Annotated in this window: 17 protein-coding genes and 1 tRNA gene; 2 read left to right on the forward strand and 16 right to left on the reverse strand. The window is 63.0% G+C overall.

The window, feature by feature from the left end; genetic code table 11:
- Nucleotides 1-8: 8 nt before the first annotated feature.
- The 13 genes from rpoB to DFR24_RS13825 all read right to left on the reverse strand — a co-directional run bounded on the left by rpoB (nt 9) and on the right by DFR24_RS13825 (nt 13,508).
- Entirely contained in the window at nt 9-4,085 is a 4,077-nt protein-coding gene (gene rpoB / locus DFR24_RS13765) for a DNA-directed RNA polymerase subunit beta (protein WP_133881975.1), read from the reverse strand.
- Between the two features lie 183 nt (nt 4,086-4,268).
- Nucleotides 4,269-4,649, reverse strand: a complete 381-nt coding sequence (gene rplL / locus DFR24_RS13770; protein ID WP_133881976.1) for a 50S ribosomal protein L7/L12 — start codon at nt 4,647-4,649, stop codon at nt 4,269-4,271.
- Between the two features lie 69 nt (nt 4,650-4,718).
- Complete coding sequence (gene rplJ / locus DFR24_RS13775; RefSeq protein ID WP_133881977.1) at nt 4,719-5,249, reverse strand: 50S ribosomal protein L10; 531 nt, start codon at nt 5,247-5,249, stop codon at nt 4,719-4,721.
- A 300-nt stretch (nt 5,250-5,549) separates the two neighbouring features.
- On the reverse strand, nt 5,550-6,260 hold the full coding sequence (gene rplA, locus DFR24_RS13780) for a 50S ribosomal protein L1 (RefSeq protein ID WP_366518922.1): 711 nt from the start codon (nt 6,258-6,260) through the stop codon (nt 5,550-5,552).
- Between the two features lies 1 nt (nt 6,261).
- Entirely contained in the window at nt 6,262-6,696 is a 435-nt protein-coding gene (gene rplK / locus DFR24_RS13785) for a 50S ribosomal protein L11 (protein ID WP_133881978.1), read from the reverse strand.
- A 166-nt stretch (nt 6,697-6,862) separates the two neighbouring features.
- A complete protein-coding gene (nusG, locus tag DFR24_RS13790) occupies nt 6,863-7,396 on the reverse strand; it encodes a transcription termination/antitermination protein NusG (RefSeq protein ID WP_133881979.1) in 534 nt (177 codons plus the stop codon).
- 7 nt (nt 7,397-7,403) lie between these two features.
- Nucleotides 7,404-7,784 carry a preprotein translocase subunit SecE gene (gene secE / locus DFR24_RS13795; protein WP_133881980.1) on the reverse strand — a complete coding sequence of 127 codons (381 nt, stop codon included), beginning with the start codon at nt 7,782-7,784 and terminating at the stop codon, nt 7,404-7,406.
- Nucleotides 7,785-7,827: 43 nt separating this feature from the next.
- Nucleotides 7,828-7,903, reverse strand: a tRNA-Trp gene (locus tag DFR24_RS13800).
- 104 nt (nt 7,904-8,007) lie between these two features.
- Nucleotides 8,008-9,210, reverse strand: a complete 1,203-nt coding sequence (gene tuf, locus DFR24_RS13805) for an elongation factor Tu (protein ID WP_133881981.1) — start codon at nt 9,208-9,210, stop codon at nt 8,008-8,010.
- A gap of 31 nt (nt 9,211-9,241) precedes the next feature.
- Nucleotides 9,242-11,338 carry an elongation factor G gene (gene fusA, locus DFR24_RS13810; RefSeq protein WP_133881982.1) on the reverse strand — a complete coding sequence of 699 codons (2,097 nt, stop codon included), beginning with the start codon at nt 11,336-11,338 and terminating at the stop codon, nt 9,242-9,244.
- Nucleotides 11,339-11,422: 84 nt separating this feature from the next.
- Nucleotides 11,423-11,896, reverse strand: coding sequence for a 30S ribosomal protein S7 (gene rpsG, locus DFR24_RS13815; RefSeq protein ID WP_133881983.1), 474 nt, complete (start codon nt 11,894-11,896; stop codon nt 11,423-11,425).
- Between the two features lie 12 nt (nt 11,897-11,908).
- The gene (rpsL, locus tag DFR24_RS13820) at nt 11,909-12,316 is read right to left on the reverse strand and encodes a 30S ribosomal protein S12 (RefSeq protein ID WP_133881984.1); all 408 of its coding nucleotides are present in this window, start codon (nt 12,314-12,316) and stop codon (nt 11,909-11,911) included.
- 160 nt (nt 12,317-12,476) lie between these two features.
- Nucleotides 12,477-13,508 (reverse strand): alpha/beta hydrolase family esterase, encoded by a 1,032-nt coding sequence (locus DFR24_RS13825; RefSeq protein ID WP_133881985.1) that lies wholly within the window; start codon nt 13,506-13,508, stop codon nt 12,477-12,479.
- A gap of 303 nt (nt 13,509-13,811) precedes the next feature.
- Between DFR24_RS13825 and DFR24_RS13830 the strand changes: the two genes are divergently transcribed.
- The gene (locus DFR24_RS13830; RefSeq protein WP_133881986.1) at nt 13,812-14,150 is read left to right on the forward strand and encodes a hypothetical protein; all 339 of its coding nucleotides are present in this window, start codon (nt 13,812-13,814) and stop codon (nt 14,148-14,150) included.
- 71 nt (nt 14,151-14,221) lie between these two features.
- Here the strand turns inward: DFR24_RS13830 and DFR24_RS13835 are convergent, their stop codons facing one another.
- Nucleotides 14,222-14,548: a hypothetical protein gene (locus tag DFR24_RS13835; protein WP_133881987.1), complete on the reverse strand. Its 327-nt coding sequence runs from the start codon at nt 14,546-14,548 to the stop codon at nt 14,222-14,224.
- A gap of 118 nt (nt 14,549-14,666) precedes the next feature.
- Here DFR24_RS13835 and DFR24_RS13840 point away from each other — a divergent pair, with 118 nt between their 5' ends.
- Entirely contained in the window at nt 14,667-15,149 is a 483-nt protein-coding gene (locus tag DFR24_RS13840; protein WP_133881988.1) for an FKBP-type peptidyl-prolyl cis-trans isomerase, read from the forward strand.
- 37 nt (nt 15,150-15,186) lie between these two features.
- Here the strand turns inward: DFR24_RS13840 and DFR24_RS13845 are convergent, their stop codons facing one another.
- Both DFR24_RS13845 and metH read right to left on the reverse strand, forming a co-directional pair.
- Nucleotides 15,187-15,894 carry a hypothetical protein gene (locus tag DFR24_RS13845; protein ID WP_133881989.1) on the reverse strand — a complete coding sequence of 236 codons (708 nt, stop codon included), beginning with the start codon at nt 15,892-15,894 and terminating at the stop codon, nt 15,187-15,189.
- A 100-nt stretch (nt 15,895-15,994) separates the two neighbouring features.
- A complete protein-coding gene (gene metH / locus DFR24_RS13850) occupies nt 15,995-19,792 on the reverse strand; it encodes a methionine synthase (RefSeq protein WP_133881990.1) in 3,798 nt (1,265 codons plus the stop codon).
- Nucleotides 19,793-20,009 lie beyond the last annotated feature (217 nt).

Consider the following 20,009-nt stretch of genomic DNA (forward strand, 5'->3'; position numbering starts at 1 on the left):
GCTAGGCGTCAGGGGTTCTGCTCCAGCTCGATGTTCAGACCGATGGATCGAATTTCCTTGACCAGCACGTTGAACGACTCGGGCATGCCGGCAGACATGCGGTGGTCGCCATCGACGATGGACTTGTACATGCGCGTGCGGCCGTTGGTGTCGTCGGACTTCACGGTCAGCATTTCCTGCAGCGTGTAGGCCGCGCCGTAGGCCTCCAGCGCCCAGACTTCCATTTCGCCGAAGCGCTGGCCACCGAACTGCGCCTTGCCACCCAGCGGCTGCTGCGTGACCAGCGAGTAAGGACCGGTCGAACGCGCGTGCATCTTGTCGTCGACGAGATGGTTGAGCTTGAGCATGTACATGTAGCCCACCGTGACGGGACGCGAGAACTGCTCGCCCGTACGGCCGTCCGTGAGGATGGCCTGGCCGCTGCGGGGCAGGCCCGCCAGCTCGAGCAGATCCTTGATCTCTTCCTCGGCGGCGCCGTCGAACACCGGCGTCGCGATCGGGAGACCGGCGGTCAGGTTGCGCGCGAGCGTCAGGATTTCCTGGTCGGAGAACTCCGCCAGCTTTTCCTTCTTCACGCTCTTGCCGACATAGATCTTGTCGAGGAACTTGCGCAGTTCGGCAATCGCCTTCTGCTGCTTGAGCATCTCGTCGATCTTGTTGCCGATGCCCTTGGCAGCCCAGCCGAGATGCACTTCGAGCAACTGCCCGATGTTCATACGGGACGGCACGCCCAGCGGGTTGAGCACGATGTCGACGGGGGTGCCGTCATCCATGTGCGGCATGTCCTCGACTGGGACGATCTGCGAGATGACGCCCTTGTTGCCGTGGCGGCCGGCCATCTTGTCGCCCGGCTGGATGCGGCGCTTAACGGCCAGGTACACCTTGGTCATCTTCAGCACGCCGGGGGACAGCTCGTCACCCGCGGTGATCTTCCGCTTCTTGGACTCGAAACGCTGGTCGAAGTAGGCGCGCTGATCCTTGAGCTGCTTGGCGGCCGCTTCGAGCTGGCTCTGAGCGTCCTCGTCCTGCAGGCGGATTTCAAACCACTTCTCGCGCTCGACCGAATCCAGGTACTCGCCTTCAAGCTTCGAACCCTTCTTGAGCTTGTTGGGGCCGCCATCGGCGAGCTTGCCAGCCAGCAGGCGGCGCAGACGCGAGTAGATGTCGTCCTCGAAGATGCGCTGCTGGTCGTTCAAGTCCTTGCGGACCGCGGCCAGTTCGCTCTCTTCGATCGACAACGCGCGCTTGTCCTTCTTGACGCCTTCACGCGTGAACACGCGCACGTCGATGACGGTGCCGTCCATGCCGGCCGGAACGCGCAGCGATGTGTCCTTCACGTCGCTGGCCTTCTCGCCGAAGATCGCGCGCAGCAGCTTCTCTTCCGGCGTGAGCTGGGTCTCGCCCTTCGGCGTGACCTTGCCGCAGAGCAGATCGCCCGCCTTGACCTCGGCGCCAATGAAGACGATGCCGCTCTCGTCGAGCTTGCGCAGCGCCGTCTCGTTCACGTTCGGGATGTCCGCCGTGATTTCCTCGGGGCCGAGCTTGGTTTCGCGCGCGACACAGGTGAGTTCTTCGATGTGGATCGTCGTGAAACGATCTTCCTCGACGACACGCTCCGAGATCAGGATCGAGTCCTCGAAGTTGTAGCCGTTCCAGGGCATGAACGAGATCAGCATGTTCTGGCCCAGGGCGAGCTCGCCCAGGTCGGTCGACGGACCGTCGGCCAGCACGTCGCCGCGCTCCACCTTGTTGCCGGGCTGCACCAGCGGCTTCTGGTTGATGCAGGTGTTCTGATTGGAACGGGTGTACTTGACGAGGTTGTAGATGTCCACGCCCGCTTCACCGGCGATGGTCTCGTCGTCGTTGACGCGGACCACGACGCGCGAGGCGTCGACCTTGTCGACCACGCCGCCGCGGCGTGCGGTGATCGCATTGCCGGAGTCGATCGCCACGCGGCGCTCGATGCCGGTGCCGACCAGCGGCTTCTCGGCGCGCAGCGTCGGAACGGCCTGGCGCTGCATGTTCGAACCCATCAACGCGCGGTTGGCGTCGTCGTGCTCGAGGAACGGAATCAGCGCGGCGGCAACCGACACGATCTGGCGCGGCGACACGTCCATGAACTGGATGCGGTCGGGCGTCATCATCGTGAACTCGTTCTGGAAGCGCGCCGAGATCAGGTCGCTCTTGAACTTGTTCTTGGCATCGAGCTCCGAGTTGGCCTGCGCGATGACGTAGCGGCCTTCTTCGATCGCCGACAGGTACTCGATGTCGTTGGACACGACGCCATTTGCGACCTTGCGGTACGGCGTCTCGAGGAAGCCGTAGTCGTTGGTGCGCGCGTAGCACGCCAGCGAGTTGATCAGACCGATGTTCGGGCCTTCCGGCGTTTCAATCGGGCAGACGCGACCGTAATGCGTCGGATGCACGTCGCGCACTTCGAAGCCGGCGCGCTCACGCGTCAGGCCACCCGGTCCGAGGGCCGACACGCGACGCTTGTGCGTGACTTCCGAGAGCGGGTTGTTCTGATCCATGAACTGCGACAGCTGCGACGAACCGAAGAATTCCTTGATCGCGGCGCCAACCGGCTTCGCATTGATCAGATCCTGCGGCGTGAGGTTCTCGGCCTCGGCCAGCGCCAGGCGCTCGCGCACGGCGCGCTCGACACGGACCAGGCCCGTGCGGAACACGTTCTCGGTCATTTCACCGACCGCACGAATGCGGCGATTGCCGAGGTGGTCGATATCGTCGGTCTGGTCTTCGCCGTTGCGGATGGCGATGATCTGCTTCATGACGGCCGTGATGTCGTCGTTGTTCAGCACGCCGGGACCAGTGGTCGCGTCACGGCGCAGACGACGGTTGAACTTCATGCGGCCGACGCCCGACAGATCGTACTTCTCGGGGGCGAAAAACAGGCCGGCAAACAGCGTCTCCGCAGCATCCTTCGTGGGCGGCTCGCCCGGGCGCATCATGCGGTAGATCTCGACCAGGGCCTCGAGGCGCGTGCGCGTCGGGTCGATGTTTAGCGTGGTCGAAACGTACGGTCCCTTGTCCACGTCGTTGACGTAGAGCGTGGGCAGATCCTTGATGCCGGCTGCGCGGAACTTCGGCAGGTCGACTTCCTTGATCTCGGAGTTGGCAGCGGCCAGGACTTCGCCCGTGCCCTTGTTGATCACGTCGCGAGCCACGATGCGGCCGATCAGGTACTCATCGGGCACTTCGAGCGTCTTGAGCCCTGCTTCGCGGATCTGCTTGATGTGGCGCGCCGTGATCGGGCGGCCTGCATCGACGATGGTCTTGGTGCCGGCCTTGATGTCGAACAGCGCCTTCTCGCCGCGCAGACGTTCCGGCACGAGGTCCAGCAGCGCGCCTTCGGTCTGGAGCTGGAACGAGTTGATCTCGTGGAACATCTCCAGCATCTGCTCGTTGTTGTAGTTCAACGCGCGGAGCAGGATCGTGGCCGGTAGCTTGCGGCGGCGATCGATACGGACGAACAGGTTGTCCTTCGGGTCGAACTCGAAGTCCAGCCAGGAGCCGCGATACGGGATGATGCGAGCGCTGTACAGCAGCTTGCCCGAGCTGTGCGTCTTGCCCTTGTCGTGATCGAAGAACACGCCAGGCGAACGATGCAGCTGCGACACGACGACACGCTCGGTGCCGTTGATGACGAAGGTGCCGTGGTCGGTCATCAGCGGAATTTCGCCGAGATAGACCTCCTGCTCGCGGACGTCCTTGACCTTCTTCTCCTTCGACTCGCGGTCGAAGATCACCAGGCGCACGGTCACCTTGAGCGGCGCGGCGTAGGTCATGCCGCGCACACGGCATTCCACTTCTTCGAAGACCGGCTCGTCGAGGCGGTACTTCACGAACTCGAGTGCGGCGGCGCCGTTGTACGACACCATCGGGAAAACGGACTTGAAAGCGGCCTGCAAGCCGGTTTCACGCCGCTTGGACTGCAGCATGTCCGCCTGCAGGAACTCGCGGTACGAGTCGATCTGCGTGGCGAGGAGATACGGGATTTCGCGGGTCTCCGGCAGCTTGGAGAAATCCTTGCGGATGCGCTTCTTCTCGGTGAACGAGTAAGACATTCTTGACCTCTCAGTCATACAACGTGAAACGGCGGCGTTGGCTAGACACCGCAGAACCCATGGGGCTGGCGAGGAGCCAGGCCGATGCGTACTGCTTGTCGTCTACCGGTACAACGGCGACAGGCCGGGGGCCCTTTCGGGCCCCCAGCCTTCGCCTCACTGCGGCTGCTTGAACGGCAAGGCTTACTTGATCTCGACCTTGGCGCCAGCGGCTTCCAGCTTCTTCTTCATGGCTTCGGCATCGGCCTTGTTCACGCCATCCTTCACTTCCTTGGGCGCGCCTTCGACCAGGTCCTTGGCTTCCTTCAGGCCGAGGCCCGTCAGTTCGCGCACGACCTTGATGACTTCGACCTTCTTCTCGCCGAACGCAGCGAGAACGACCGTGAACTCGGTCTTCTCCTCGACGGCGGCGGCAGCCGGGCCAGCGGCGGCAGCCGGGCCAGCGGCGACAGCGGCGGCGGCGGAAACGCCGAACTTCTCTTCCATCATCTTGACCAGCTCGACGATGTCCATGACGGACTTGGCGGCGATCGCGTCAAGAATTTCCTGATTGCTGAGCGACATGTGATGACTCCTGAAACGTAAAAGTGTGTGTGATTACGAACGCTGAATGCGGATGTCTTCGAACGAGGCTTACGCCGCTTCCGTCTGCTTGTCGGCGACGGCCTGGACCGTGCGCACGAACTTGGCAGTGGGCTCGGCGAGCGTGCGAACGAACTTGCCGATGGGGGCCTTCATGACGCCCATGAGCAGGCTGATGGCCTGATCCTTGGTCGGCAGCGAGGCGAGACGTTCGATGTCCTTGGGACCGTACAGCGTCCCGCCGACCGCGACCGCCTTGACCACCAGCTTGTCGTTTTCCTTGGCGAAATCCTTGATGACACGACCCACCGCACCCGGATCCTCGAGAGAGAATCCGATCACGAGCGGGCCGGTCAGCGCAGGACCCAGGCACTCGAACTCCGTGCCTGCAACGGCCCGCTTCGCCAGCGTGTTCTTCACCACGTGCAGATAGATCCCGTTTGCACGAGCCCTCTGACGCAGGATGTCGAACTTGCCGGCGGTCAGACCGCGGTACTCGGCGGCAACCGCCGAGAGCGCCTTGGACGCAACTTCGTTGACTTCCGCAACCAGGGCTTTCTTGTCTTCCAACCTGAGTGCCATAAGACCTGCTCCTGGTGCTGCTGTTGACGAACGGAAGGTCCCTTGCAGAACCTCCTCCACCTCACGGCTTCGCCGACAGCGATCCTTCTGCTTTCGGTTACACCGTCTGCGTAAGCGGCCGTGGCGGCCCTTTAACCCTTGCGGTACTTACGGTCTCTGACGATGCGGTTCGCGCCGGAAGCAGAGCAGGCCCTGCCTTCGACATTCACCACACATCAAATCTTGCGGGGACGTGGGAAGCGGGTCGCGCGAGGTGCATTACTTGCACACCCGCGTCCCCGCCTCCGGCGTCCCGTCAAATCATTCCGGCAATGAACCCACGTCGATGCGGATGCCGGGGCCCATCGTGGTCGAGAGCGTCACCTTCTTGATGAAAACGCCCTTCGACGACGCCGGCTTCTGCTTACGGATGTCACGCACCACGGCGAGCATGTTCTCGAGAATCTTGTCCTTCTCGAACGTGGCGGAGCCGATCGAGCAATGCACGATGCCGGCCTTGTCGGTACGGAACTTGGCCATACCGGCCTTCGCGTTCTTCACCGCGGTGGCAACGTCCGGCGTGACGGTGCCGGTCTTCGGGTTGGGCATCAGGCCGCGAGGGCCGAGCAGCTGACCCAGCTGGCCGACGACGCGCATCGCGTCCGGCGAGGCGATGACGACCTGGTAATCCATGTCACCGGCCTTCATCTTCGCGGCCAGATCGTCCATACCGACGGCGTCGGCGCCGGCGGCGGTGGCTTCAGCAGCCTTCGCGCCCTGGGTGAACACGGCGACCTTCACAGACTTGCCGTTGCCGTGCGGCAGCACGGTGGAGCCGCGAACGTTCTGGTCGGACTTCTTGGCGTCGATGCCAAGGTTGATCGACATATCGACCGATTCCTTGAACTTGGCGGTCGAGCAGGCCTTGAGAATGTCGATCGCGGCGTCCAGCGGATAGGTCTTGCCTTCCTGAACCTTCGAAGTGAAGGCCTTCTGGCGCTTGGTCAGCTTGATTTTGGTGTTCTGGGCCACGTTACTTCACCCCTTCCACGTCGATGCCCATCGAGCGGGCGCTGCCGGCGATGATGCGCACGGCGGAGTCCATGTCCGCAGCATTGAGGTCCGCCATCTTGATCTTGGCGATCTCCTCGAGCTGCGCGCGCTTGATCTTGCCGACCTTGACCGTGTTCGGGTTCTTGGACCCGGATTCGATGCCCACTGCCTTCTTGATCAGGTAAGTCGCCGGCGGCGTCTTCATGATGAAGGTGAAACTCTTGTCCGAGTACACCGTGATGACCACGGGAATCGGCATGCCGGGCTCCATCTTCTGGGTGGCTGCGTTGAACTCCTTGCAGAAACCCATGATGTTCACGCCCTGCTGACCGAGCGCAGGCCCGATCGGAGGTGAGGGATTGGCCTTCGCTGCAGGAATCTGCAGCTTGACGTAGCCCTGTACTTTCTTGGCCATCGTTTACTCCTGTTGGGTACAAGCGCCTTTCGGCTCCCCGGTTGAACAAGAACGCGGTTGCGTTCTGTGTGCTGCGGCTACTGACTCAAACCTTCTACCGCCCGGACCAGAGGTCCGGGCCGCAAGCCGGGCGAGCAGTCCACTGGACTGTTCGCAAAACCCCGTCTCACGCCTTCTCGACCTGTGAGAACTCCAACTCGACCGGCGTAGACCGGCCGAAGATCAGAACCGCCACGCGCAAGCGATTCTTTTCGTAATTCACTTCTTCCACGACACCCGAGAAATCCGCGAACGGACCGTCGATGACGCGAATACCCTCGCCCGGCTCGTACAGCGTCTTGGGCTTCGGCTTCTCGACCGCCTCTTCGACGCGATTGAGGATCGAATTGGCTTCCTTCTCGGAGATCGGCGCCGGCTTGTCCGGCGTGCCGCCGATGAAACCGAGCACCTTGGGCGTGGACTTCACCAAGTGCCAGGTGTCCTCGTTCATCTCCATGTTCACCAGCACGTAGCCGGGGAAAAACTTCCGCTCGGTCATGCGCTTGACGCCGTCCCGAATCTCGACCACTTCTTCGGTCGGCACCAGGATCTCGCCAAACAGGTCTTGCAGGCCGGCGCGGGAAATGCGCTCGACCAGCGCCTTCTTGACGCTGTTCTCGTACTGCGAGTAGGCGTGCACCACGTACCAGCGCATCGTCATGTTCTGTTTAGCCCTGACCAGTGAGGAGCTTGACGCCCCAGAGCAGCAACGAATCCAAGCCCCAGAGGAGCAGGGCGGTGATCAGCACGACGACAGCGATCATCAGCGTGGCCTGCAGGGTTTCCTGCCGGCTGGGCCAAACGACCTTTCGGAGCTCGGTACGGGCCCCGATGATGTAGCCCCAGACTGATCGACCGAGTTCGGTCTTGTAGGCCAGGGCCAGCGCGACCGCAGTCGCGGCCAGCAGTCCGAGCGTGCGGACAAGGGCATTTACTTCGCCGGAGAAGTAATAAAACGAGCCCAGTGCGCCAACCAGCAGGGCGACTGCTGCGGCAAGCAACAGGCTGTCGTATCGCGGCGCTGTAGAGACTTCGGTCTGTGATTCCATCGATACGGCCAACGCGCGGCAACACTTCGGGGGACCAGCTTCGTGGCAGGGGCGGAGGGTTTCGAACCCCCAGCCTTCGGTTTTGGAGACCGACGCTCTACCAGTTGAGCTACGCCCCTAGCGATGTAGCTGGACTACGCGTAACAAAAGGGCGCGGATTGTACGCGCGTCTCCGGTTACGATCAAACCCCGCCGCGGTGGAGCCGCGACGGGGCCTGAATATTTAAGCCAGGATCTTGGTGACGACGCCGGCGCCGACGGTACGGCCACCCTCACGGATGGCGAAGCGGACCTGCTCCTCCATCGCGATCGGGTTGATCAGTTCCACCGTCACCTTCACGTTGTCGCCCGGCATCACCATCTCCGTGCCCTCGCCCAGCTGAACATTGCCGGTCACGTCGGTCGTACGGAAATAAAACTGCGGACGGTAACCCTTGAAGAACGGCGTGTGACGACCGCCCTCTTCCTTGGTCAACACGTACACCTCACCCTCAAACTTGCTGTGCGGCTTGATGCTGCCCGGCTTGCACAGAACCTGACCACGCTCGATGTCTTCCTTCTTCGTACCACGAAGCAGAAGACCCACGTTGTCACCCGCCTGCCCCTGATCCAGCAGCTTGCGGAACATTTCCACGCCCGTGATCGTGCTGACCGCCGTCGGACGAATACCCACGATCTCGACGTTCTCGCCCACCTTCACGATGCCGCGCTCGATACGGCCCGTGGCCACCGTGCCGCGACCCGAAATCGAAAACACGTCTTCCACCGGCAACAGGAACGGCTTGTCCGTCTCGCGCTGCGGTTCCGGAATGAAGCTGTCCAGCGCCGCGTACAGCTCCTCGACCTTGGCAACCCACTCCTTCTCACCCGCGATCGCCTTGGTGGCCGATCCGCGAATAACCGGGGTGTCGTCGCCCGGAAAACCGTACTTGCTCAGCAGATCGCGCACTTCCATCTCGACCAGGTCGAGCAGTTCGGCGTCTTCCACCAGATCGCACTTGTTCAGCCAAACCACGATCTTCGGCACATTGACCTGCTTGGCCAGAAGCACGTGCTCGCGCGTCTGCGGCATCGGGCCGTCCACCGCCGACACCACCAGGATCGCGCCGTCCATCTGCGCCGCACCCGTGATCATGTTCTTCACGTAATCCGCGTGGCCCGGGCAGTCGACATGCGCGTAATGGCGCGCGTCGGTTTCATACTCCACGTGGCTCGTCGCAATCGTCAGAATCTTCGTGCTGTCACGACGACCCTGCGACTCCGACGCCTTCGCCACTTCGTCGTACGCCACATACTTCGTCTTGCCAAACTTGTCCGACGAAATCTTCGTCAACGCCGCCGTCGTCGTCGTCTTGCCATGATCCACATGCCCGATCGTCCCCACATTCACATGCGGCTTGACGCGCTCGAATTTTTCCTTGGCCATGTCTTAAACCTCAGTTCCTGTTCTGTTTGCCTTACTTCTTCTTGACCAGCGTTTCGGTGACGTTACGCGGCGCTTCCTGATACTTCTTGAATTCCATGGTGTACGTCGCACGGCCCTGGCTCATCGAGCGCAGCGTCGTGGAGTAACCGAACATTTCGGCGAGCGGGACCTCGGCATTGACGGCCTTGGCGCCGAAATTGTCATCCATGCCGAGGATCACACCACGACGACGGTTCAAGTCGCCGATGACGTCACCGGTGTAGTCCTCCGGCGTTTCGACTTCCACGGCCATGATCGGCTCGAGAATGACGGGGCTGGCCTTCTGGCAGCCTTCCTTGAAGGCCATCGAGGCCGCCACGCGGAACGCGATTTCGGATGAGTCGACTTCGTGGTACGAGCCGTCGGTCAGCGCGATCTTGATGTCCACGACGGGGTAGCCGGCGAGCACGCCATTCTTGATGGCGTCGCGCAGGCCCTTGTCCACGGCCGGGATGAATTCCTTGGGGACGGCACCGCCCACGATCTCGTTGAGGAACTCGTAGCCCTTGCCGGTCTCGTTCGGCTCGATGCGCAGCCAGACATGGCCGAACTGACCCTTACCGCCCGACTGCTTGGCGTACTTGCCTTCCTGCTCGACGCTCTTGCGGATCGTCTCGCGGTAGGCAACCTGCGGAGCACCGACGTTGGCTTCCACGCCGTACTCGCGCTTCATGCGGTCGACGAGAATTTCGAGATGCAGCTCGCCCATGCCCGACATGATCGTCTGGGCAGTTTCTTCGTCGGTGTGGACGCGGAACGACGGATCTTCCTGGGCCAGACGCGACAGCGCGATGCCCATCTTTTCCTGGTCGACCTTGGTCTTGGGCTCCACCGCCTGGCTGATGACCGGCTCGGGGAACACCATGCGCTCGAGCACGACAGGCTTTGCCAGGTCGGCCAGCGTCGTACCGGTATACACGTCCTTGAGGCCGACACAGGCCGCGATGTCGCCGGCGTGCACCTCGGTGATCGCCTGCTGCTCGTTGGCGTGCATCTGCACGAGGCGACCGATGCGCTCGTTCTTGCCGTTGCGCGAGTTGTAGACCGAGTCGCCCTGCTTGAGGGTGCCGGAATACACGCGGATGAACGTCAGGGCACCGACGTACTTGTCGGTCATGATCTTGAACGCCAGCGCGGAGAACGGCTCGTTGTCCGCGGCCTTGCGCTCGATCAGCTTTTCGTAGTCGTCGACGTCGTGTGCCGCCAGCGCAGGCACGTCCGTGGGCGCAGGCAGGTACTCGACGACAGCGTCGAGCATGGCCTGCACACCCTTGTTCTTGAAGGCCGAGCCGCAGAGCATCGGGAAAATCTCGAGCGCGAGGGTGCGCTGACGGATCGCCGCCTTGAGCTCTGCTTCCTCGAGATCACCGTTCTCGAGGTACTTGTTCATCAGGTCTTCGGAGGCTTCCGCAGCGGCCTCGACGAGATTCTCACGCCACTTCTTGGCGGTCTCGACCAGGTCAGCCGGGATCTCGCCATAGGTGAAGGTGATGCCCTTGTCGGCGTCGCTCCAGATGATGGCCTTCATCTTCACGAGATCGACCACGCCCTGAAACTTCTCCTCGGCGCCGATGGGAATCTGGATCGGCACCGGGTTGGCCCGGAGCTTGTCCTTCATCTGCTTGACGACCTTGAAGAAATCCGCGCCCGTGCGGTCCATCTTGTTGACGAACGCGAGACGGGGGACCTTGTACTTGGTGGCCTGGCGCCACACGGTCTCGGACTGCGGCTGCACGCCGCCGACGGCGCAGTACAGCATGCAGGCGCCGTCGAGCACGCGCATGGAGCGCTCGACTTCGATCGTGAAGTCGACGTGGCCCGGGGTGTCGATGATGTTGATGCGGTGCTGGTCGAACTGGTTACCCATGCCCTTCCAGAACGTCGTCACGGCAGCCGACGTGATCGTGATGCCGCGCTCCTGCTCCTGCTCCATCCAGTCGGTCGTGGCCGCACCGTTGTGGACCTCGCCGAGCTTGTGGTTCACGCCCGTGTAGAACAACACGCGCTCGGTGGTCGTGGTCTTACCGGCGTCGATGTGAGCGGAAATACCGATGTTGCGGTAGCGCTCGATGGGCGTAGTGCGGGGCATGGCGAAACTCGATTGCGTTGCGGGTCTGCTACATGGGGCCGGCTGGCCCCCCTTTCCAGACCGGGTGACGAAGCGAAAAAAGACTTACCAGCGGAAGTGGGCGAATGCCTTGTTGGCTTCGGCCATCTTATGCGTGTCTTCGCGCTTCTTGACGGCGGCACCGCGGTGCTCGGAAGCATCCATCAGTTCGCCGGCGATACGGTCAGCCATCGACTTCTCGCCGCGCTTGGAGGCGGCATCGATCACCCAGCGCATGGCCAGGGTCACACGACGCACGGCGCGGACTTCGACGGGCACCTGATAGGTGGCACCACCGACACGGCGGGACTTCACCTCGACGGCAGGAGCGACGTTGTCGAAGGCGGTCTGCAGCACCGCGGCGGGATCTTCGACCTTCTTCTTGGTCGCGATCTGGCCGAGGGCGCCGTACACGATCTTCTCGGCGATCGACTTCTTCCCATCTTCCATCACCATGTTCATGAACTTGGTGACGACGAGGTTCTTGTACTTCGGATCCGGCAGGATGGTGCGGATTACAGGCTTGCGGCGACGTGACATGTCTTTTCTCGCTTACTTCTTCTTGGCGGCTGCAGCGGCACCGCCGCCTTCCTTGGGACGCTTCGCGCCGTACTTCGAACGGCTCTGGCGACGCTTGTCGATGCCGGCGCAATCCAGCGCACCGCGCACGGTGTGATAGCGCACACCGGGAAGATCCTTGACGCGGCCGCCGCGAATCATCACGACCGAGTGTTCCTGGAGATTGTGACCTTCACCGCCGATGTAGCTGGTGACTTCAAAGCCGTTGGTGAGGCGAACACGACAGACCTTGCGCAGCGCCGAGTTCGGCTTCTTCGGGGTCGTGGTGTAGACGCGCGTGCAAACGCCACGCTTCTGGGGGCAAGAGGTCAAAGCCGGGGCCTTGCTCTTGTAGCTGGCCACGGAGCGGCCGCTACGGACGAGTTGATTGATCGTTGGCACTGCAGATTTTCCGGCTTCGGAGAAAAGAAACGACGACAGGGATTGAGTACCCAGCCGTCGGGGGCCCCGGGATTCGGGGGCGCGCATGATAGGTGTGAGCCCCGGGAGTGTCAACGCGCTGAAAAGCCTGATGGACCGGCTTTCGCCGGTCCAAGCTGCCTCAATTTCCGGCGGCGTAGCGCATCAGGTCGTACCCCTGGATCGTGGCGTCGATGACGTCCTTGGTCGCCCCGAACAGATCGATCGGGAGCCCGGCCAGCGGCGCCTGATCGTCGCCCGGCCAGTTATGACCGTCCCCGAGGGTGGCGGCCAATATGACCCGGCGCGCGTTCAGGCAGGGACCGGTGAAGTCGATCCGGGTGGTCCCGCTCGTCCGCGTCAGCGTGGCTTGCCGATCACTCCCTGTCGCGCACTGGTTCAGCCTTCGGAAGGCGGCGTAAATTTGCGGAACCGGCATGGAGAGGTCGCCCGGAAGGCCACTGTAGGACGCAATCACATCGGCCGTCCCGTGAACGATGACCACTCCGACCGGCTGCGAGGGGTGGCAGGCCGCGATATTGGCGGCCTGCTGGTTGCCCGCCACGGCCAGGATCGCGTCCACGTTCTGAGGTCGGTTGCAGGCGTAGAAGTAGGCCATCGGCGCGCCGTTCGAAAGGCCTGATGCGTAAAGCGGAATGTTTTGCGCGTTGAACAGGCCACGGGCGCTGGCCACCACCGCATCGAGAAGTCGCAGGTAGCTTTCGACCGGCTGGCTCGCCTGGGTAGGCCACCGCGACAGGATCCTGATGTCCTCCGGCAGGGGAAGTCCCGCGATCGGAAGCGAGGTGATCGCCGATGGCGCCTGCGGCACGAGCACCAGTACGTTGCGCGCCTTCGCGAGTTCTTCCAGCCGCGTGAGATTGGCGTAGTACTCGATCGGGGCATCGAGGTAATGGAGCGCCAGATAGACCGCCTCCGGCTGCCCGGTGCTCGGGCGGATCGCCAGGTACTTGACGTTGTTGAATCCACCGCCGCTGGCGGTGTGGCTGCTCACCGTTACGCCGACGCAGGGGATGACCGCAACGCGGCTCTGCAGATACTGGGACTCGGGAATCGCGGAGCAAAACGCATAGCGGTTCAACGCGGGACTGCAATTTTCGCCGGCGATCACGCGTTCCGGCGTGAAATCCGTCTGGCAGTTCCGGGTATCCACCGGCGGAGGATTGCCCGTGCCCGGTCCTCCTGAGCCAGGATCATCAGAACCCGATGAGCCACCCCCGCCGCTGCATGCCGAGGTTAGAACGACAGCAACCGCACACAGAAAGCTTGTGAAAAAGGCGCGCACGGCGTCTCCGGCTCTGAAGGAAGGGCGGCGGCGCATGATCTCATCCGCTCGTCGGTACCTGCAAACCAATTGTCCGACAACCCGCCCAGGTGCGCGGCTGTTCTGGATGGGCTGACAGGGAATCCCGACCAAGCCATGATCGGTTACTTCAGCAGCCTACGACGGCCACTCATGCGACCCACTCTCATCGCTCCCTTGATCGTCACCGGCCTGCTCGCGGCGTGCACCCAGGAAACGCAGAACCAGATCGGGCGCTCGGTCCAGAACTGGACAGGCACGAACGGCGTTCTCGAGATTTACGCCGGCGCACAGGTCGTCCGGCGATTCATCCACGTCGACAAACTATCGACGGCGTACGGCACCACCGACGCCGAGTCCCGACCCTATCGCTTCGGCTACGGCGTCATGGACGAGAACCTGAACGGCCAGAAGGACGAAGGGGAGCGAAAAGTCTATTTCGAGCTCAGCGACTACAGCACCCCGTACCTGTTCTTCGAATCCCCGCGCTGAGCAGGCTCATCATCGAAAGGGCCCTCGGGGCCTGACACAAGCGCCGGGTTCAGGGCTTTACCGGCCGTGCTTCACGAAGCCAGGAACCCGCCAATCACCGCGCCCAACAGGCGCGTTCCGGCGTCGATGAACCCGAGAACGAGTCCGCCCAGGCCTGCGACGGCGCCGATCAGGATCATCCCGCTGAGCATCGTGCCCAGCACCGCGAACAGGACGGCAATCAGGACCGAGGACATCACCCAGGCCACCAGTGCCGAGCCGACCCCGCCCGAAACCTTGCCGCCCACCACGCCGCCGATGAAGCCACCCACTCCGGGAATCCAGAACAGCAGGACGGAGATCACGATCATCCAGATCGCTCCGCCCATGATCGAGCCATCGCCTTTTCCCTCTGCCATGTGCGTCTCCTTGACCTGGTGCTGATGCCTTGAACCCGATGTCCGAATCCGTCCCGATGTCCCAGACGGAGCGTGTTGCGTTAACCTCTGCGGCCTTTTTCCGTCCCCGGATCGTGCCATGCAAATCGCCGAACGCGCTGTCGTCAGCATCCACTACAAGCTCACCGACGACGCGGGCGAAGTACTCGATTCGTCAGAGGGCGGCGAACCGCTCACCTATCTGCAGGGCGCCGGCAACATCATCCCGGGACTCGAGAAAGCGCTGGTCGGGAAGCAGACCGGTGACCGTCTCGATGTCCGCGTCGAGCCCTCCGAGGGCTACGGCGATCACGATCAGAGCCTGATCCAGCAAGTGCCGCGCCGCGCCTTCCAGGGCGTCAAGGACGTCAAGGCCGGCATGCGCTTCCAGACCCAGGGTCCCAACGGACCCACCAGCGTCGTCATCACGCGCGTCGCCGGCGACATGGTCACGATCGACGGCAATCATCCGCTCGCAGGGCAGCACCTGAACTTCGCGGTGGAAATCGCCGACGTCCGCGAGGCGAGCGCCGAAGAGCTCGAGCACGGCCACGTGCACGGACCCGGCGGCCATCACCACTAAGCGGCAAGCGCATGGCGGCTGATCGCGCGACGCGCGATCAGCCGCCGACGATCTGCTTGGGAATGGATCCGAACTTCTCGTCCCACTGATCGCGCTCGCGGACCAGCCGCAGGTCCTGCCAGATCACGAAGGGCTCGGTTCTCAACTGACGGCCTACCGGGCTGACCGCAAGATCCACGGTGCTGGCCACGCGCAGGTTCCCGGTGGTCTTCTCCGCACGCGCGTTGGCATCGCGCGGAAGGTCCAGCGCGCGCAACTTGCGGGCGTAAGCCTCCGCGTCGGTCGGCACGAACTCGACCTGGTAAAGCCGGTTGTTAAAAAACTGGAGGGTCAACCGCCCCTTCGAGTCGAGGTGCACGTAATCCTGCACTTTCACGGTGTCGAAACCGTACGGCGGATAGCTTGACGACTCTACGGCACGGCGGCTGTTGGTGGTCCACTGCTCGTAGCCCGATGCCGACAGCGAGGACGTGACCGATTGCAGGTCCTCGTAGCTGCGGAAGCGATCACAGAGCGTGACGCCCACGGCGACGCGCGTGTACTGCGTCGAATCCGGATGGGGCTCCGGCTTCAGGAACGCAGGAATGGCCTTTTCCGGAAGCTTGGCGAAGCGCATCAGATCGAGCGCATTCAGCCCCCACACCGCCACCACGCCGATCACCAGCCACCGCAGCGGCTTCAGCTTGCGCCACCAGGTCGGTGGATCGAGCCAATGCGAGGACTCGGGTTTACCGGCGTTGGTCATAGAGTGCGACGCTCCCTCGCGCTCGATCCTGATGGCTGGTCTGAATTGTACGTCCGCCAGCCGGGCAGCCCGCATCCTGCACGGATTCTTGCGCCGGCGCTCAATCCTCCGGTTCGTATCCCAGGTTGGGCGCCAGCCATTTCTCGGCCGTACGCAGATCCCAGTCCTTTCGACGCGCGTAATCCTCGACCTGTTCCTTGTTGATGCGGCCGAGCACGAAGTACTGCGAATCGGGATGCGCGTAGTACCAGCCGCTGACCGCCGCGGCAGGCCACATCGCCATGCTCTCTGTCAGCGTCATGCCGATGTTCTTCTCGACGTCGAGCAGCTTGAACAGCGTGGCTTTCTCGGTGTGTTCGGGGCAGGCCGCATACCCCGGCGCCGGACGAATGCCGAGGTACTTCTCTTCGATCAGCGCCTCGTTATCCAGGTGCTCATCGGGGATGTATCCCCAGAACTCCTTGCGCACGCGCTGGTGCATGCGCTCGGCGAACGCCTCGGCCAGGCGATCGGCCAGCGACTCGAGCAGGATCGCGCTGAAATCGTCATTGGCTTTCTTGAAGGCCATCACGCGCTCGTGGCAACCCAGGCCTGTCGTCACCGCGAACGCGCCGACGTAATCGTGAAGACCCGACTCCTTGGGCGCCACGAAATCGGCGAGGCAGCGGTTCGGCACGCCCTCGCGATGCTGCCCCTGCTGGCGCAAGTTGCGCAGCCGTGCGATCTCGGTGGTGTAGGTCTCGTCGGCGTAGACCGCGACGTCGTCGCCATCGACCTGATGTGCCGGGAACAGGCCGATCACACCGCTGGCCGTGAGCCATTTTTCCGCGATGATCTGGTCGAGCATCACCTGGGCGTCCGACCACAGCTTTCGTGCGACCTCGCTGGTGGACGGGTTGTTGAGCAGTTCCGGGAATTTGCCTTTCATCTCCCAAGAGATGAAGAACGGCTGCCAGTCGATGTATTCGCGCAACTCCGCCAGGTTGTAGTCGCGAAACACCTTCACGAACTGCTTCGCATGTTCGTGGTGATGATCGCAGGCGGGTCCCTCGCAGACATCCATGGCCTGCTGCAGCAGCATGCGCGGGCGGAACGGGCGCGATTTCGCCCAGTCGATCGGCGTGCGATTCGCGCGCGCCGCTTCGAGCGTCAGAAACTTCTCCTGCCGGTCCTTGTTGGCGTGCCGCTCGCGGATGCTCGCGTAATCCTTCTCGAGTTCCGCGACCAGCTTCGGCTTCTGCTCTGCAGACAGCAGCGCGGAGACCACCGGCACCGAACGCGAGGCGTCCTTCACCCAAACGACCGGGCCGTGGTAGCTGCGATCGATCTTCACCGCCGTATGCGCACGCGAGGTCGTCGCGCCACCGATCAGCAGCGGGATGTCGAAGCCCTGGCGCTCCATCTCCTTGGCGAAGTGGGCCATCTCGTCGAGCGAGGGCGTGATCAGGCCGGACAAGCCGATCACGTCGGCCTTCTCGGCTCGGGCTGCGTCGAGGATCTTCTGCGCGGGCACCATCACGCCAAGATCGACGACGTCGTAGTTGTTGCACTGGAGCACGACACCGACGATGTTCTTGCCGATGTCGTGCACGTCGCCCTTGACCGTGGCCATCACGATCTTGCCCTTGGCCTTCTGCACGTCACCCGGCTTCTTCTCGGCCTCGATGAACGGGATCAGGTAGGCCACCGCCTTCTTCATCACGCGCGCGGACTTCACGACCTGCGGCAGGAACATCTTGCCAGCGCCAAACAGGTCACCGACGACGTTCATGCCGTCCATCAGCGGGCCTTCGATCACTTCGATCGGGCGCTTGCCCTCCGCCGACAACGACGCGCGCAATTCCTCGACGTCGCTCTCGACGTTGGCATCCAGCCCCTTCACCAATGCATGGGTGATGCGTTCTCGCACCGGCAACGAACGCCAGGCTTCATCCGCGACTTCCTGCTTTGCACCGTCACCCTTGAAGCGTCCCGCGATCTCGACCAGGCGCTCGGCGCCGTCGGCCGGACGCCGGTTCAGGATCACGTCCTCGATACGTTCCCGCAGCTCCGGATCGAGGTCGGCGTACACCGGCAGAACGCCCGCGTTGACGATACCCATGTCCATGCCCGCCGCGATCGCGTGGTACAGGAACACCGCGTGGATCGCTTCGCGTACGGGGTTGTTGCCGCGGAAGCTGAAGCTGACGTTGCTGACACCGCCCGAGATATGGACGTGCGGCAGGTTCTGGCGAATCCAGTGCGTGGCTTCGATGAAGTCGAGGCCGTACAGATTGTGCTCGGCGATGCCGGTCGCGACCGCGAAGATGTTCGGGTCGAAGATGATGTCTTCGGGCGGAAAGCCCACCTGTTCGGTGAGGATCTTGTAGGCACGCGAGCAGATCACCTTGCGGCGTTCGAGGTTGTCCGCCTGCCCTTGTTCGTCGAAGGCCATCACGACCACGGCCGCGCCGTACTTCAGGCACAGCGTCGCCTCGCGGATGAACTTCTCCTCGCCCTCCTTCATGGAGATCGAGTTGACGATCGGCTTGCCCTGCACGCACTTGAGGCCCGCCTCGATCACCTCCCATTTGGAGGAGTCGATCATGATCGGCACGCGCGAGATGTCGGGTTCGCCGGCGATCAGATTCAGGAAGCGGGTCATCGCGGCGACGCCGTCGATCATCCCCTCGTCCATGTTCACGTCGATCACCGGCGCGCCAGCCTCGACCTGCTGGCGGGCAACCGCGAGCGCCGCGTTGTAGTCACCCTCCTTGATCAGCTTCTTGAACGCCGCCGAACCCGTGATGTTCGTACGCTCGCCGACGTTGATGAAGCCGCGTTCAGGGGTGAGACTCAAGGGCTCGAGGCCGGCGAGCCTGCACACGCGGCGCACTTCGGAAGGCAGCCGCGGCGTCACGTCGGAAACCGCTTTCGCGATGGCGCCGATGTGCGGCGGCGTCGTGCCGCAGCAGCCGCCGACGATGTTCACCAGGCCGCTCTGCGCGAACTCGCGAATGATCGCAGCGGTGTCCTGCGGCAGCTCGTCGTACTCGCCGAACGCGTTCGGCAAACCCGCATTCGGATAGCAGGACACATAGCAGTCGGCGAGCTGCGAGAGCTCGGCGATGTACGGCCGCATGTCCTTGCCGCCCAGCGCGCAGTTCAGGCCAATGGCCAGCGGACGCGCGTGGCGCACCGAATTCCAGAACGCCTCCGCAACCTGGCCGGACAAGGTGCGGCCCGAGGCGTCGGTAATCGTTCCCGAGATGATGATCGGCCACTTTCGGCCGCGTTCTTCGAACAAGGTCAGGCACGCGAAGATCGCGGCCTTGGCGTTGAGCGTGTCGAAGATCGTCTCGATCAGGAACAGGTCCGAGCCGCCGTCCACGAGCCCGCGCGCCTGCTCGAGGTAGGCCTCCACCAGTTCGTCGTACGTGACGTTGCGCTTGGCCGGATCGTTGACGTCCGGGCTGATGCTGCAGGTGCGGTTGGTCGGGCCGATGGCGCCGGCGACGAAGCGCGGATGTTCGGGTGTCGAGACCGCGTCCACTGCCGCTCGCGCCACGCGCGCAGCGGCTACGTTCATCTCGTACGACAGCGACTCCATCTTGTAGTCGGCCATCGAGATGCGCTGAGCGTTGAAGCTGTTCGTCTCGATGATGTCCGCGCCGGCCGCAAGGTACTTGGCGTGGATCTCGCGGATGATCGCCGGCTGGGTCAGGACCAAGAGGTCATTGTTGCCCTTGAGGTCGTGCGCCCAGTCCTTGAACCGCTCGCCCCGGTAGTCCGCCTCTTCGAGCTTGTAGCCCTGAACCATGGTGCCCATGGCGCCGTCGATGACGAGGATCCGCTGGGCAAGCAGGCTCCGTAGCTGGGCAGTGCAATCGGCAGGCAGGGTCGGAGCGGCGTCGTACATGGTCGAATTATACGCCTCGTATCCTCTTATGCGGATAAGCGGATATCACTTCGATGGATGATCGTGGCCGGCTTTCGTGATGATCCGATCCGCAGGCCGTTCATCGGCAGCCCCGCCCCCGGCGTCCGATGATCGCCCCCGGATGCAGCCGTCTTGCACAACATACTGAGTACAGGGTTAATGTTCGTCCCCGGCCGGGGGCCCCACATCGGGGGAT

The organism is Panacagrimonas perspica (genome assembly GCF_004364935.1).
Taxonomy (GTDB): Bacteria; Pseudomonadota; Gammaproteobacteria; order Nevskiales; family Nevskiaceae; genus Panacagrimonas; species Panacagrimonas perspica.

What these genes read in the sequence shown, in the direction of transcription:
- rpoB (WP_133881975.1), bottom strand. Translation starts at nt 4,085, where the DNA reads ATGTCTTACTCGTTCACCGAGAAGAAGCGCATCCGCAAGGATTTCTCC.
- rplL (WP_133881976.1), bottom strand. Translation starts at nt 4,649, where the DNA reads ATGTCGCTCAGCAATCAGGAAATTCTTGACGCGATCGCCGCCAAGTCC.
- rplJ (WP_133881977.1), bottom strand. Translation starts at nt 5,249, where the DNA reads ATGGCACTCAGGTTGGAAGACAAGAAAGCCCTGGTTGCGGAAGTCAAC.
- rplK (WP_133881978.1), bottom strand. Translation starts at nt 6,696, where the DNA reads ATGGCCAAGAAAGTACAGGGCTACGTCAAGCTGCAGATTCCTGCAGCG.
- nusG (WP_133881979.1), bottom strand. Translation starts at nt 7,396, where the DNA reads ATGACGATGCGCTGGTACGTGGTGCACGCCTACTCGCAGTACGAGAAC.
- secE (WP_133881980.1), bottom strand. Translation starts at nt 7,784, where the DNA reads ATGGAATCACAGACCGAAGTCTCTACAGCGCCGCGATACGACAGCCTG.
- tuf (WP_133881981.1), bottom strand. Translation starts at nt 9,210, where the DNA reads ATGGCCAAGGAAAAATTCGAGCGCGTCAAGCCGCATGTGAATGTGGGG.
- fusA (WP_133881982.1), bottom strand. Translation starts at nt 11,338, where the DNA reads ATGCCCCGCACTACGCCCATCGAGCGCTACCGCAACATCGGTATTTCC.
- rpsG (WP_133881983.1), bottom strand. Translation starts at nt 11,896, where the DNA reads ATGTCACGTCGCCGCAAGCCTGTAATCCGCACCATCCTGCCGGATCCG.
- DFR24_RS13830 (WP_133881986.1), top strand. Translation starts at nt 13,812, where the DNA reads ATGCGACCCACTCTCATCGCTCCCTTGATCGTCACCGGCCTGCTCGCG.
- DFR24_RS13835 (WP_133881987.1), bottom strand. Translation starts at nt 14,548, where the DNA reads ATGGCAGAGGGAAAAGGCGATGGCTCGATCATGGGCGGAGCGATCTGG.
- DFR24_RS13840 (WP_133881988.1), top strand. Translation starts at nt 14,667, where the DNA reads ATGCAAATCGCCGAACGCGCTGTCGTCAGCATCCACTACAAGCTCACC.
- DFR24_RS13845 (WP_133881989.1), bottom strand. Translation starts at nt 15,894, where the DNA reads ATGACCAACGCCGGTAAACCCGAGTCCTCGCATTGGCTCGATCCACCG.
- metH (WP_133881990.1), bottom strand. Translation starts at nt 19,792, where the DNA reads ATGTACGACGCCGCTCCGACCCTGCCTGCCGATTGCACTGCCCAGCTA.